We start from the raw sequence: 14,214 nt of genomic DNA, 5'->3' as shown, positions 1-14,214 counted from the left end.
TGCCGGATACCGTGCCAGCGGGAATGAATGCCCCCGCCGCACCCGGACAGGCGAACCGCACGGTGCGGCGCCGGGATTAGGCGCCGGGATTAAACGACGACGGCGGCCCCGCCTTCCGGTGGGGACCGCCGTCGCACGCTCTTGGACTGGCTCTAGGAGTCGCCGCCCGCGTTGCCGGTGGTGCCGGCGTTGACGTTGTGCAGGCGGTATTTCTCGATGGCCTGGGCCGGAGCCTGGGCGTCCACCTCGCCACGGCGTGCCAGCATCTGCAGTGAACGGACAACCACGGAGTGGATGTCGTTCTTGAAGAAGCGGCGCGCAGCGGCGCGGGTGTCCGAGAAGCCGAAGCCGTCGGCTCCGAGCGAGGCGAACTCGTTCGGGAGGAACTGGCGGATCTGGTCCGGCACGGCCTTCATGTAGTCGGTGACCGCCACGATGGGACCGGTCGCGCCGGCGAGCTGTTCGGTCACGAACGGGACGCGGGCGGGCTGGCCCGGGTTCAGGAAGGCTTCTTCCTCTGCGGCCATGGCGTCGCGGCGCAGTTCGCTCCAGGACGTCACGGACCAGACATCGGCGGAAACGCCCCAGTCCTCGGCGAGGACCCGCTGGGCCTCGAGGGCCCAGGGGACGGAGACGCCGGAGGCAAGGATCTGCGTGCGCGGGCCGTCAATCTTGGCCGGTGCCAGCAGGTAGATGCCCTTGATGATGCCCTCGACGTCGATTTCCGCCGGTGCTGCGGGCTGGGAGATTGGCTCGTTGTAGACCGTGATGTAGTACATCACGTTCCGCGACGGGTCGTTGTCCGCCGGCCCCGGACCGTACATGCGGTTGAGGCCGTCGCGCATGATGACGCCGATCTCATAGCCGTAGGCGGGGTCGTAGGTGACCACTGCGGGGTTGGTCGCTGCCAGGATCGGGGAGTGGCCGTCGGCGTGCTGCAGGCCTTCACCGGTCAGGGTGGTGCGGCCGGCCGTGGCGCCGATGATGAACCCGCGGGTCATCTGGTCCGCTGCTGCCCAGAAGGAGTCACCGGTGCGCTGGAAGCCGAACATCGAGTAGAAGACGTAGATCGGGATCAGCGGTTCGCCGTGCGTGGCGTAGGACGTGCCGGCGGCGGTGAAGGCCGCCACCGAACCGGCCTCGTTGATGCCGGCGTGCACGATCTGGCCGGAGATGGACTCCTTGTACGCCAGGACGAGTTCGCGGTCAACGGACAGGTAGTTCTGGCCGTTCGGGTTGTAGATCTTCGCAGTCGGGAAGAAAGCGTCCATGCCGAACGTGCGGGCCTCGTCGGGGATGATCGGGACGATCCTGTTGCCGAACTCCTTGTCCCGCATGAGGTCCTTGAGGAGCCGCACGAAGGCCATGGTGGTTGCGGCCAGCTGCTTGCCGGAGCCGCGGTTGGCTACCTCGTAGACCTTGTCATCCGGGAGGGTGACGTCGGTGTGCTTGGAGCGGCGTTCGGGGACGAAGCCGCCGAGGGCGCGGCGGCGCTCCATCAGGTACTGGATCTCGGGGGAGTCCATGCCGGGGTGGTAGTACGGGGGCCGGTACAGGTCGGCTTCCAGCTGCTCGTCCGCGATCGGGATGCGGAGGTGGTCGCGGAAGGCCTTGAGGTCCGCGAGCGTGAGTTTCTTCATCTGGTGGGTCGCGTTGCGGCCCTCGAAGTGGGTGCCCAGGCCGTAGCCCTTGACGGTGTGCGCCAGGATGACCGTCGGTTTGCCCTTGAACTCGGTCGCGGCCTTGTATGCGGCGTAGACCTTGTTGTAGTCGTGGCCGCCGCGCTTGAGGTTCCAGATCTGGTCGTCGGTGAGGTCCTGGACCATTTCCTTGGTCTGCGGGGTCTGTCCGAAGAAGTGCTCGCGGACGAACGCGCCGGACTCGGCCTTGTAGGTCTGGTAGTCGCCGTCGACCGTTTCGTTCATGATCTTCACGAGCGAACCGTCCTCGTCCTTGGCCAGGAGGTCATCCCATTCCCGGCCCCAGACGACCTTGATGACGTTCCAGCCTGCGCCGCGGAAGAACGCCTCCAGTTCCTGCATGATCTTGCCGTTGCCCCGGACCGGCCCGTCAAGGCGCTGGAGGTTGCAGTTGATCACGAAGTTGAGGTTGTCCAGCTTGTCGTTCGCGGCGAGCTGCAGCAGGCCGCGGGACTCGGGCTCGTCCATTTCGCCGTCGCCCAGGAACGCCCAGACCTGCTGGTCCGAGGTGTCCTTGATGCCGCGGTTGGCCAGGTACCGGTTGGACTGGGCCTGGTAGATGGCGTTCATCGGGCCGATGCCCATCGAGACCGTGGGGAACTCCCAGAACTCGGGCATGAGGCGCGGGTGCGGGTACGAGGAGAGGGCGTGGCCTTCCTTGGACTTCTCCTGCCGGAACCCGTCCAGGTCCTCCTCGGTCAGGCGGCCTTCCATAAACGCGCGGGCGTACATGCCGGGGGAGGCATGGCCCTGGAAGAAGACCTGGTCGCCGCCGCCGGGGTGGTCCTTGCCGCGGAAGAAGTGGTTGAACCCGACCTCATACAGGGTCGCTGCCCCGGCGTAGGTGGAGATGTGCCCGCCGACGCCGATGTCCGCCCGCTGCGCCCGGTGCACCATAACCGCGGCGTTCCAGCGCAGCCACGCCCGGTACTTCCGCTCGATCTCCTCGTCGCCAGGGAATTCAGCTTCCTGGTCCACCGGGATCGTGTTGACGTAGTCCGTGGTGGTGACCATCGGCACACCCACGCTCTGCGCGCCGGCCCGCTGGAGCAGGCTGCGCATTATGTACTGGGCACGCTCGGTGCCCTGTTCCTGAATCAGGGTATCCAGGGACTCCAGCCATTCGGCGGTCTCTTCCGGATCACGATCAGGCAGCTGGTTAGTCAACCCGCTGAGGATATGGGAGGTCTCTTCTCCTGCAGCCACGTCCAACCTCTCTTTGAGCGCATTCATCGGCACCCTCAGCTCCGGCAGGGTAACTGCCTGGCGTGAACGCGACGTGTGCGACATATCGGTTACAACTGCCCGGTCATGTGCGCCGGGCAAGGTCCAATCACAACTATTCCCGCCTGCGTCGGCGGGGCGTTCGCCCTCGCGGGCGTAGTCGTCATCAGCCACTCTAGCTCTGACAGCTCGGGGATGCGTAGCTGTCGTGTGGGGGTCCCGTCGTATTTGACCGGCATACTGGTTGTGTGACGATGTGCCGCCTGGCGGTGCTCGGATCGCCGTATGTGACGCAGAATATGGCGGATCGCGGGGCCAACAGCTTGAAGCGCAGGCGCAAAGGGTGTTGGCTTGGAGTAATGGAAATCACTAGAGCTGTTGAAAACACCAAGCATAGGAGCAACACGTGAGCGAGGCCGACGCCGCCACTTCGGTAAATGTGGCGGAAAAACTGGGTTTCAAAACCGGAGACCTGATCCAGGAATTCGGTTATGACGATGACGTCGACTTCGATCTGCGCGACGACATCGAAGATCTCACCGGCTCGGAACTCTTCGATGAGGACGATCACGAAGTCGTCGACGCCGTGATTCTTTGGTGGCGGTCCGACGACGGCGACCTCGTCGACACCCTGGTCGGCTCGCGGACCACCCTGACCGAGGGCGGCGTCGTGTGGGTCCTGACCCCGAAGTCCGGCCGGGTCGGCTACGTTTCGCCGGCCGATATCCAGGACGCTGCGCCCACCGCCGGCCTGCACTACACCACCTCCGCGGGTGTCTCCAAGGACTGGAGCGCCACCCGTCTGGTCACGCGGAAGAACAAGTGACCCAAGCGGGAGCCGTTGGCGTCATCGGGGAGCAGTCGCTTGAGGCTCAGGCCGTGCCCGCCGTCGGCGAGGCCGCTCCCGACTTTGAACTGCTGAACCAGTTCGGCGAACCCGTGAGGCTCTCGGAACTCCGGGGCCGGAACGTGGTCCTCGTCTTCTACCCGTTCGCCTTCTCCGGCATCTGCACGGGGGAGCTGTGCGAAATCAGGGACAACCTGGCGCTGTTCGAGGATGCCGACGCCGTCGTGCTGGGGATCTCGGTGGACAGCAAGTTCGCCCAGAGGGCCTACGCGGAGAAGGAAGGCTATGCCTTCGACCTGCTGGCGGACTTCTGGCCGCATGGCGCCGTCGCGGATCGTTACGGAGTGTTCGACGCCGGAAGCGGGATGGCGAGGCGCGGAACCTTCATCATCGACGCCGGCGGAACCGTGCGCTATGTCGTGGTGAATCCCCGCGGCCAGGCCCGGGAGCTCTCCGAGTACCGGGCCGCTCTGGCGGGGCTCGGCGGGAACTGACGCGGTGAAGACGCGGCGGCCCGGGATCGGCATGACTGGGTTCGCCAGCCTGCCCCCGGTCACCGCCGGGCAACCTGCGCGCGACGAACTGGAGGTCCTGCAGGACATCCACGGCATTCTCGCGGGAGAGCGCTTCGCGCTGCTTACCGGGGCCGGCCTCAGCACTGATTCCGGAATTCCGGACTACCGCGGACCGGGTGCCGCCCCCCGCGCGCCCATGACGTACCAGGAATTCATCGGCGCGGCGGACAACCGGCGCCGCTACTGGGCCCGCAACCACATCGGCTGGTCACACCTTCGCCGGGCCGACCCCAATGACGGCCACGCCGCCGCCGCCGCGCTGGAGCGCCGCGGGCTGCTCACCGGCCTCATCACCCAGAACGTGGACCGGCTGCACGAGGACGCCGGCAGCGTCAACGTGGTGGACCTGCACGGCCGATTCGACCAGGTGGTCTGCCTCTCCTGCCACCGCCGCTACAGCCGGACGCTGCTGGCAGGCGTGCTGGAGGAACTCAACCCGGGATTCCTGGAACGCGCCCTTGCCGCCGGCGTAGTTGAAATGGCTCCCGACGCCGATGCCACTGTCGAGGACGCCGCGCTCATCGAGAGTTTTGTCGTGGCCCACTGCCCGGCCTGCGGCGGAACGCTCAAGCCCGATTTCGTCTACTTCGGCGAAAACGTCCCCAAGGACCGGGTGGAACGCTCCTACGCCATGGTGGACGAGGCAGGCGCCCTCCTGGTTGCGGGCTCCTCGCTGACGGTCATGAGCGGCCTGCGGTTTGCCCGGCACGCTGCCAAACACGGAAAGCCCGTGGTCATCATCAACCGGGGCCAGACCCGCGGGGACGGGCTGGCCACCATCAAGCTCGACGCCGGCGTCAGCGAAGCGCTCACCTGGCTCGCCGCCGAGCTGCCCCCGCTCTAAACCGGACCGGGCGCCCCGGTCCGATTGGCGTTCCTACGGGGACATCCGGTACAGTAGCTGTTCGTTGGTTGAAGCGCGGAAGCGTGAAAACAGAGGTTAGGGTCTTTAGCTCAGCTGGTAGAGCGCCACGTTTACACCGTGGATGTCATCGGTTCGATCCCGGTAGGACCCACCAAGTTACGCAGCCCCGTTGTTCCGGAAATTCCCGGAACGGCGGGGCTTTTGCGTGACTCCGGGCGTGTCGAGTTCCGCAGAGTTCTTCCGCTGAGTTCCGTGATCGTCCGTAAAGTTGCAGTCGCGCCCATGGCCCGCTGGAGCTGATGCTCCCTGAAACCTCCCTGGGACCGGTCTGCCGGGGGCATGAGCCCATGACGGAAATCATCGGGTTTCTGGAAGCACGAATCCGCAAGGGACCAAGGCGGCTTCAAGGCGCCAGCGGTCGCATCAGGCTGCGACCGCTGACGCCTTTCAACTATGCCAACTCGGGCAGATCCGCTTCTTGATGGTCGCGCATCATGTCGGAGTCGGTGGCATTGGAAGCCGCCCAAACACTCTGCGGATCTGCGCCCCCATCCAGGGCATCGGTCATTGCATCGCGTAGGTCCATTCGCGCTTGATCCGCTGCAAAGTCCGCGGACTCACTGTCTGCGGAAGCAACCCAAACACGCGCCAAACTCTCGTCCACATCAGCCTCCAAAGTATTGAATCCACAGCGCTCCCAGCGGGAGGCAGATCGATTATATGCATCGGAGTTGCAGGAAACCGAGCGGAGGTCAGAAGGTCGATCTCATGGCACTGACGTCGAGCGCAGACGGGTGTTAGTCAGACAGTCACCTCCTGGGGGTCGGCTCCTGCCTATGCCCACGGCGTCAGGTGGCGCCGCGGAAATTGTCGGTGCCCCGGCCTACCGTGGCTGGCATGGAACACGTCATGGTGAAAGCGGGCCCGGATGGCAGGCCCCAGGCGGTCGTGCGCGGCGGCCGCGAATGGATTGTCGGCGCGGAGCCGGTCCGCTGGTTCGAACGGGTCAGCTGGTGGGAGGCGGAGCGCCGGATGCCCAAGGGGCTGAGCCGCGTCGACGTCGAGGTCTGGCAGATCCAGGCGAGGCTGGGCCGCAATGCGGGTTCCGCCCTCACCACGATGGAAATCATCCGTGACGGGCTGGGTGGCGGCTGGCGGCTGCGGGGGGCCATCGCGGACGCGGCGTAGCGGCGGTCCGGCAAGGCCCGAAAAGCAGGACCTTCCCGAGGCATTGGAAAAGCCTTCCACCGCGACTATTGGGGGATGCCGCGGTGGAAGGCTTGGTATGAATATACCGTGAATATTTGGAAATGTGAAACAGGCGGCATCGTTTCTGACCTGCGGAAATGCCTATTCGATGGCGTAATTAAGGGCAATTAGACGCCGCAGCCAACGCCCGGCGGGCCCGCTGTGGATGGTGCCCGGCCCGACATAATCCGGACCGGTCCGGGACCCCCACCTAGGATGTCTTCATGAACGCCGCGAGTGCCCGCCGTATTGCCCGTGTCCGCCCCCTAGCCCCAATCTCGGAGGCCGAGCACTTTTTTGTCGCCAACGATGCCCCGGACTTCGACAGTGAGGCAGGGCGGCTGTGGACGGTGACCGACTCGCCGTTCCCCGGTTCCGTGGCGAACGCCGGCAGTGCGCACCGGACGGGGTGGGAAACCGGCGCCCTGGTGGAGGAAGGCTCGTTTACGTTCCTGGCACCAAGCGCCCCGGCCAATGTCCTGGGCATGGCACACAACACCGGGAGTGCGGGCCGCGCACTGCCTCCCCAGGCCTTCCACAAGGCAGCAACCAGCGTGGTCGGACCGGGGGACGCCATAGAGCTGGGGTCGGGCGTGGGCCACGTGGATCCGGAAGCGGAACTCACCATCGTCGTCGGGAGCAGGGCCCGCGGGCTGACGCTGGGCAACGCACTCACGGCCGTTCTGGGGTTCACGATCGGAAACGATGTCTCGGCCAGGGACTTGCAGAAGACGGACGAGCTCTGGATCAGCGCCAAGAGCCAGGACACGTTCACGCCGGCGGGGCCGTGGATCGTCACGGACCTTGACGGCGCCAACCTGGCCATCGGCATCACCCACAACGGCACTGAGCTCAAGGCGGCCAGCTCGGCTGACCTGGGCTGGGGTGTGGAGGAAATCCTGGTCTACGTGACGTCCTTCATGACACTTCACCCCGGCGACCTGGTGCTCACGGGCTTCCCCGCCGAGTGCGCACGCATCGTCCCCGGCGACACCGTCACCTGCCGTGTCGAGGGGATCGGGGAGCTCACGAATCCGGTCGTGGCCGCGGGCGCGGCCTGACGCCGAGTGCGGGCCCCGTCCGGCTCGACGCAGAGTGCCGGCGACGCCCCGCTCCTGCCCTCCGCCCGCTGTGGGCGATTGGCAACCCCAGACATTATGATGGTTACTGTTCAGCTGAATGAACAGCCGTTCGAATGGCGCCTGTGGCACACACGCGATACCTGAAGGAGAATCATGGCCGATTCCCGAATTCCCCGTACCTCTGATGGACTGGGGAGCGCCTCGCCGGCGCCGGCGGTCACCCGCGCTGCCGCCGTGCTGGAGGCCCTCGCAGCCTCTGCGACCGGACGCCTCACGCTGAGCGATCTCGCCCGGGAGCTGGGGATTCCGAAATCCTCGACATCAAACCTTCTGCTTGCGCTCGAGGAGGCCCGGCTCATCAACCGCCAGGGCGCCGATTTTACCCTGGGGCGCAAACTGGTCGAGCTCGGCGCGGCCTATCTCAGCCGCCTCGACGAGGTCCAGGAGTTCTACCGGTTTTGCGAGCAGGCCCCGACGCTGTCCGGCGAAACCGTCCGCATCGCCATGCTGGACGGAACCAACGTCATCTACCTGGCCCGCTATGAGGGCCATCCCGCGGTGCGCCTGACGTCCAACATCGGCGACAAGATGCCGGTGTCCCTCTGTGCCGTCGGCAAGGCGCTGCTGGCACGCCTGCATGACCACGACATTGCCGAGATGTTCCCGGACGACGCCGAACTGCCCGTCCTGACGCCGAAATCGCTGCGGACCGGCGCCGAACTCAAAGCCCAGCTCGAGGTCATCCGGGAACAGGGCTATGCCTTCGAGGACGAGGAATCCACCACCGGTGTCGTCTGCCTGGCCGTCTCCGTCCCCACCCGCGGTGCGCACGGGCCCAGCCTGGGCCTGTCGGTCACCGCGCTGAAGGCCACCTACTCGGACGAGCAGGGCGCCCTGATGGTCAAAGAACTCAAGGAACTGGCCCGTTCCCTCGGCAATCCCATGGGGTGACGCCGACGCCGGCGTCCGGTCGGGAGGATCGCCGAAAATAAATCGGATTACACATTGGCTGGGTGATCACCATGTTGTACGCTGTTCAACATGGTGATCATCCCTCGTGGGGGTTGTTCATATCCCACCAGGCCAACGGGGGTCTGGAGTGTTCTTGAGGGAGTGCTTGTGACTACTAGTACGAATACACCGCTTGTTGAAGCGGACGGCGCCGTCGTCGATCCGGATCAGCTGCGAAGGGCAACGCTTGCCAGCTCCGTGGGCTCGGCTCTGGAGTACTACGACTTCTACATCTACGGCCTGGCTTCGGCCCTGATCTTCGGCCCGCTGTTCTTCAAGCCGCTCGGCGACGACGGCGCCCTGATCGCCTCGTTTGCCACGTACGGCGTCGGTTTCGCGGCCAGGCCCTTCGGCGGAATGATCTTCGGCTACATCGGCGACAGGTTCGGCCGCAAGATGGTCCTCATCCTCACCATCGGCCTGATGGGTACGGCCAGCTTCGCCATCGGCCTGCTGCCCACCTTTGAACAGGCGGGAATGGTGGGCGCAGTTCTCCTGGTCACCCTGCGCATCCTCCAGGGCCTGGGCGCCGGCGCGGAGCAGGCAGGGGCCACCACGCTGATTTCCGAAGTCGCACCGCGCCGCCGTCGGGGCTTCTTCGCTGCGCTCCCGTTCGTCGGCATCCAGCTCGGCACCCTGCTCGGCGCCGGAACCTTTGCCCTGATCGCCATGTCGGACAAGGCCACCCTGGAGGGCTGGCTGTGGCGGGTTCCGTTCCTGTCCAGCGTGCTCCTGATTGCGGTTGCGATCTTCATCCGGCTGCGGCTGAAAGAAACGCCCGTCTTCCAGGAACTTGAGAAGCACAAGAACGTGGCCAAGAACCCCATCGGCCAGCTGTGGAAGCACTCCAAGAAGAACACCCTCATCGGGATCGGCCTGCGGATGGGCGAGAACGGAAATTCCTCCATCTACTCCGCCCTGCTGATCGCCTTCCTGGCCGCCAAGGACGGGGTCTTCCCCGGCGACAAGTTCATCGGACCCGTGGGCCTGCTCATTGCCGCCGGCTTCGCCGCCGTTATGGTTGTCACGTTCGGTGCGCTGTCGGACCGGTTCGGCCGGGTTCCGGTCTACCGCTACGGTGCGCTCTTCCAGGCCCTGATCGCGCTGCCCGCGTTCTACCTGGTCACCCTTGGCAACGTCACGCTCGTGTGGATCGTAATGGTGGTGGGCATTGCCCTCGGCGTTCAGTCCATGCTCGGCCCGCAGTGCCCGCTGCTGCCCGAACTCTTCGGTTCGCGGTACCGGTTCACGGGTGTGGCCATGAGCCGCGAGCTCTCTGCCGTGATGGCCGGCGGGCTTGTTCCGCTGGTGGGTGCGGCGCTCCTGGCTGTCACGGACCACTCCTGGCTGGTGCTCGCCATCTACTCGCTCGTGCTCGCCCTGATCTCGTTCGTCACGACCTTCTTCACCCCCGAGACCGTGGGACGCGACCTCCTCCTGACGGAGGACGCCAGCTAGAACCCCCGCGCCCGCCGCTGGCCGGCGGCGTGACCCAGGGCCGTGGCCCCTTCCGCTCAGGAGGGGGCCACGGCCCCACGCATTTTCGGGAGAGAGCCTGCGCCGCGGAGGGCGCCTGGCGACGCGGCACGAACCGACGCAGAAGGGCGGCCCTCCGTTTTGGAGGGCCGCCCTGGATGGTGCAACCGCGACCGCAGAACCAGCGGGACCTGCCCGCCGGGACCCGGTGGCAGCCGGGACCTAGTAGAAGTGGACCGTGTCCACGAGGTGGGGGAGTTCGCCGCCGTCGAGGTGGGTCCGCAGGTTGCTGCAGAAGCGTTCCGCGATCAGCCGGTTTTCGGCGGCACTGAGGGCGGAGGTGTGCGGGGACACCATCACCCGGGGGTGGTTCCACAGCGGGCTGTCCTGCGGAAGCGGCTCCACGGCAAACACGTCGAGGCATGCGTAGGACACCTGGCCGTTCCCGAGCGCCTCCAGCAGCGCCTCCTCGTCCACAACGGTGCCGCGGCCCACGTTCACAAAGACCGTCCCCGGCTTCATGGCAGCGAACACTTCGCGGCTGAAGAGTTTCTCGGTGGACGGGGTGCCGGGAAGGGTGTTGACGACGGCGTCCGCCGTGGCCAGCAGGCCGGCAAGGCCGTCGTTGTCCGTGACGTCCTGGATGCCGTCGAGGGGTTCCACCGTCCGTTTGGTGCCGCTGACAGTCATGCCGAGGGCGCGGGCGATCCGGGCCGTCTCGAGGCCGATCTCGCCGAGCCCGGTGACCACGAGGTGTGAGCCGTTGACCAGCCGCGTGGGCGTGCGGAGTTCGGGCCAGTGCCTGGCCGCCTGGTCCTGTGCCAGTTCCGCACTGCGCTTGAAGCCGTTGAGGATACCGAGGGCGGCGAACTCGGCGAGCGGCAGGGCGTGCACCCCTGCGGACGTGGTCACCTTGAACTTCTGCAGGGCCTCGGCGTCCAGCCCGGATGCCTTGACGGCCCCGCCGGCTCCGGCCGCCATGGCGTGGATCCACTCCAGATGCGCATTGCTGCCGGCGATCCTGGCGAGGCCGGCGGGGCTTTCATTGGGGAAGCCGTACAGCACCTGGGCCTGGTTGAGCATGTCCCAGTAGCGTTCCTCCTGCTCGGGCGTCCGGCGGAAGTCCGGATCGCCTGAGTGGTCTGCGGGAAAGCGCTCCGGAGGCAGCAGCTCCGGTTCGTAGTGGACGGTAACGGAGGGATCTACTGCGCGGATGCGCTCCACCAGCTCTGCTTCGAGCGGGACGGCGATCGCGACGGTGGTTTGAGTCGTCATAGTGTTCATCATACTGAATGGCGGCTAGGATATTGAACAGTTTCAAGAAATTGGGCACTCGAAAGATTAGCCACAACGAAGTGAGGCAGCATGGATACGGACCGGAAGGAAGCAGGCTTTGTGGGCCTGGGCCTGATGGGGGCGCCGATGGCGGCAAACCTCCTCAAGGCGGGCTGGGCGGTCAGCGCCTGGAACCGTTCGCCGGCGGCGCTGGAGGAGTTCGAAGCCCGGGGCGGCGTACGCGTGGGCGGCGTCGAAGAACTCCGCGACGCCCCGGTCATCATCTTTATGCTCCCGGATCTGTCCTACATCGAAGACGCCGCCGCGGGACTTCTGGCCAGCTGGTCGGCGAACCCGCCCGCCGCCGGAACCGCCTTGGTGGTCATGAGCAGCGTCTCGCCGGCCGCGGTGCAGGAATTCGGGGCACGCGTGGCCCGGACGAGCGGCGGAAACGCCGTCGTCGTCGACGCCCCTGTCAGCGGCGGCACCACAGGCGCCGTGGAGGGGACCCTGGCCATTATGGCCGGCGCCGGCGAAGAGGACTTTCAGCGGCTCGTTCCGCTCTTCAACGCCCTGGGCAGCACCGTGCGGCGGCTGGGGCCCCTGGGCGCCGGGTCGCTCGCCAAGGCATGCAACCAGCTCATCGTGGGGACCACGACGGCGGCGCTCGCCGAGGCCGCGGAACTCGCCGACCGCTCGGGCCTGGACGTCACTGCCCTCTATGACGTGCTCGCGGGCGGCCTGGCCGGCAGCAGGGTCCTGGACATCGTGGGCCCGCGGCTCGCCGCGAAGGACTACGAGCCCACCGGGCCGGCCAAATTCATGCACAAGGACCTGTCCTTCGTGATCGAGAGTGCCGCCGCCGCCGGTGCCGCCGTGCCGATGGCGTCCGCCGGCGTCGGACTCTACGCCGAATTGTTGCGCCAGGGACTGGGAGATAAGGACCTTGCCGTCGTCCGGCAGGCAGTCGCCAACCTCAGCGACGCCGCTGGAGACGACACAACAGCCGCCACAACCGCCGGCACCAAGTGAGGATCAGCGAACCATGAGTGGACTTTTTGACCTGACCGGCCGGACCGCACTGGTCACCGGCTCCAGCCGGGGGATCGGCAACGCGCTGGCCCGGGCGCTGGCCGATGCCGGCGCCAGGGTGGTGCTCAACGGCATCAACCCCGAACGGCTCAAGGCCGCCGAAACCGCGATGGCGGCTGACTACCCGCCCGGGCGGATTTCCAGCTGCGCCTTCGACGTCACCAGCGACACTGCGGCGGCGCGGGGCGTCGCGTGGGTGGAGGAGAACGTCGGACCGCTCGAAATCCTGGTCAACAACGCCGGCATCCAGCACCGGGTCCCCATGCTGGAGCTCGACGTCGCCGACTGGGAGCGGGTGATCTCCACCGACCTGACCAGCGCCTTCCTCGTGGGCCGTGAAGCGGCGCGGTACATGATTCCGCGCGGGCGGGGCAAGATCATCAACATCTGCTCCGTTCAGACGGACCTCGCCCGCCCCACGATCGCCCCCTACATTGCTGCCAAGGGTGGGCTGCGGAACCTGACCCGGGCCATGACGGCGGAGTGGGCCGGGTCCGGCCTGCAGATCAACGGGATCGCACCGGGCTACATCCACACTGAAATGACCCAGAACCTCGTGGACGACGAGCAGTTCAACGCCTGGATCCTCGGCCGGACCCCGGCGCACCGCTGGGGGACCGTGCAGGACCTCGCCGGCCCGGCGGTCTGGCTCGCGTCCGACGGCTCCAATTTCGTCAACGGCCAGACCATCTTCATCGACGGCGGAATGACGGTGGTGGTCTGATGGGCGGCGCAGCGGAAGTTCCTGCCACGGCGGCCGCAGTGGTGGCCCACGCAGCGGGCGATCTCCGGATCGAGGACATTCCCGTCTCCGCGCCGGGGACCGGTGAGGCGGTCGTCGAGGTCGCCTTCGGCGGCATCTGCGGCTCGGACCTGCACTACTGGCTGCACGGGGCCGCCGGGGAATCGGTCCTCAAGGCGCCGATGATCCTGGGCCACGAAATCGTGGGAACGGTCCTCGTGGCAGCCGGGGACGGCACGGGTCCCGCGGCCGGCACCCGCGTCGCCGTGCACCCCGCCACGCCGGGGCCGGGCGCCGCCCCGTATCCGGAGGACCGTCCGAACATTTCGCCGGGCTGCACCTACCTTGGAAGTGCCGCGCGTTTCCCGCACACCGACGGTGCCTTCATCCGGTACGCCGTCCTGCCCGCCCGGATGCTCCGTCCCCTGCCGGCAGGCCTGGACCTGAAGACGGCCGCGCTGGCGGAACCTGCGGCCGTGGCCTGGCACGCCGTCGGGCGCGCGGGAGACGTGGCGGGAAAGACGGCCCTCGTGATCGGCAGCGGCCCCATCGGCGCGCTGGCCGTGGCTGTCCTCAAGCGTGCGGGGGCGCGGCGGATCGTGGCCGTGGACATGCACGAGCTGCCGCTGGAAATAGCCCGCGCCGTGGGCGCCGACGAGGTCCTCAAGGGCGACGATGCAGAGGCCATCGCGGCCGTCGCGGCGGACGTCGTCATTGAATCCTCGGGCAGCCACCACGGCCTTGCCTCCGCGATCAAGGGTGCAGTCCGCGGCGGCAAAGTGGTGATGGTGGGGCTCCTGCCCACCGGGCCCCAGCCCGTCCTGATCTCGCTGGCCATCACCCGCGAGCTGGAGCTGCTGGGCTCGTTCCGCTTCAACGACGAAATCGATGACGTCATCAACGCGCTCGCCGAAGGATCTCTGCTGGTGGATCCGGTGGTCACCCACACCTTCCCGCTCGGCAGCGGGCTGGAAGCCTTCGAAGTGGCCCGGAACGCGGCTGTTTCCGGAAAGGTGCTGCTGGACTTCGGCCCGGCCGCAGGGGAGTGAGGGTGGCTGGGCCAGCGGAGCCGTCCTT

General features: G+C 66.8%; 12 protein-coding genes and 1 tRNA gene. 11 read left to right on the top strand and 2 right to left on the bottom strand.

Annotated elements, in window-relative coordinates; genetic code table 11:
• Nucleotides 1-152: 152 nt before the first annotated feature.
• On the bottom strand, nucleotides 153-2,933 hold the full coding sequence (aceE, locus tag LDO13_RS11010; RefSeq protein WP_224046792.1) for a pyruvate dehydrogenase (acetyl-transferring), homodimeric type: 2,781 nt from the start codon (nucleotides 2,931-2,933) through the stop codon (nucleotides 153-155).
• 397 nt (nucleotides 2,934-3,330) lie between these two features.
• On the opposite strand from aceE, the gene LDO13_RS11005 reads away from it, so the two are divergent.
• From LDO13_RS11005 to LDO13_RS10970, 8 genes are all read left to right on the top strand, one after another.
• Nucleotides 3,331-3,750, top strand: a complete 420-nt coding sequence (locus LDO13_RS11005) for a DUF3052 domain-containing protein (RefSeq protein ID WP_224046791.1) — start codon at nucleotides 3,331-3,333, stop codon at nucleotides 3,748-3,750.
• A gap of 23 nt (nucleotides 3,751-3,773) precedes the next feature.
• Complete coding sequence (locus LDO13_RS11000) at nucleotides 3,774-4,265, top strand: peroxiredoxin (protein WP_224049760.1); 492 nt, start codon at nucleotides 3,774-3,776, stop codon at nucleotides 4,263-4,265.
• 4 nt (nucleotides 4,266-4,269) lie between these two features.
• A complete protein-coding gene (locus LDO13_RS10995) occupies nucleotides 4,270-5,190 on the top strand; it encodes an NAD-dependent protein deacetylase (RefSeq protein ID WP_224046790.1) in 921 nt (306 codons plus the stop codon).
• 99 nt (nucleotides 5,191-5,289) lie between these two features.
• A tRNA-Val gene (locus LDO13_RS10990) sits at nucleotides 5,290-5,365 on the top strand.
• A gap of 743 nt (nucleotides 5,366-6,108) precedes the next feature.
• A complete protein-coding gene (locus LDO13_RS10985) occupies nucleotides 6,109-6,399 on the top strand; it encodes a hypothetical protein (RefSeq protein WP_224046789.1) in 291 nt (96 codons plus the stop codon).
• 284 nt (nucleotides 6,400-6,683) lie between these two features.
• A complete protein-coding gene (locus LDO13_RS10980; RefSeq protein ID WP_224046788.1) occupies nucleotides 6,684-7,520 on the top strand; it encodes a fumarylacetoacetate hydrolase family protein in 837 nt (278 codons plus the stop codon).
• Between the two features lie 174 nt (nucleotides 7,521-7,694).
• Entirely contained in the window at nucleotides 7,695-8,492 is a 798-nt protein-coding gene (locus LDO13_RS10975; protein ID WP_224046787.1) for an IclR family transcriptional regulator, read from the top strand.
• 168 nt (nucleotides 8,493-8,660) lie between these two features.
• On the top strand, nucleotides 8,661-10,010 hold the full coding sequence (locus LDO13_RS10970; RefSeq protein WP_224046786.1) for an MFS transporter: 1,350 nt from the start codon (nucleotides 8,661-8,663) through the stop codon (nucleotides 10,008-10,010).
• A gap of 240 nt (nucleotides 10,011-10,250) precedes the next feature.
• On the opposite strand, the gene LDO13_RS10965 is transcribed toward LDO13_RS10970, so the two are convergent.
• Nucleotides 10,251-11,315 (bottom strand): D-2-hydroxyacid dehydrogenase, encoded by a 1,065-nt coding sequence (locus LDO13_RS10965; RefSeq protein ID WP_346347016.1) that lies wholly within the window; start codon nucleotides 11,313-11,315, stop codon nucleotides 10,251-10,253.
• A 78-nt stretch (nucleotides 11,316-11,393) separates the two neighbouring features.
• On the opposite strand from LDO13_RS10965, the gene LDO13_RS10960 reads away from it, so the two are divergent.
• From LDO13_RS10960 to LDO13_RS10950, 3 genes are read left to right on the top strand one after another with little or no spacing between them, the layout of a single operon-like run.
• Nucleotides 11,394-12,335, top strand: a complete 942-nt coding sequence (locus LDO13_RS10960) for an NAD(P)-dependent oxidoreductase (RefSeq protein WP_224046784.1) — start codon at nucleotides 11,394-11,396, stop codon at nucleotides 12,333-12,335.
• A 13-nt stretch (nucleotides 12,336-12,348) separates the two neighbouring features.
• Nucleotides 12,349-13,119 carry an SDR family oxidoreductase gene (locus LDO13_RS10955; RefSeq protein ID WP_224046783.1) on the top strand — a complete coding sequence of 257 codons (771 nt, stop codon included), beginning with the start codon at nucleotides 12,349-12,351 and terminating at the stop codon, nucleotides 13,117-13,119.
• On the top strand, nucleotides 13,119-14,186 hold the full coding sequence (locus LDO13_RS10950) for a zinc-binding dehydrogenase (protein ID WP_224046782.1): 1,068 nt from the start codon (nucleotides 13,119-13,121) through the stop codon (nucleotides 14,184-14,186). Before LDO13_RS10955 ends, LDO13_RS10950 begins: the two co-directional genes overlap by 1 nt.
• Nucleotides 14,187-14,214: the final 28 nt, after the last annotated feature.

This window comes from Arthrobacter sp. NicSoilB4 (assembly GCF_019977335.1).
Lineage (GTDB): Bacteria > Actinomycetota > Actinomycetes > Actinomycetales > Micrococcaceae > Arthrobacter.
This window is presented reverse-complemented; position numbering and strand designations above follow the sequence as displayed.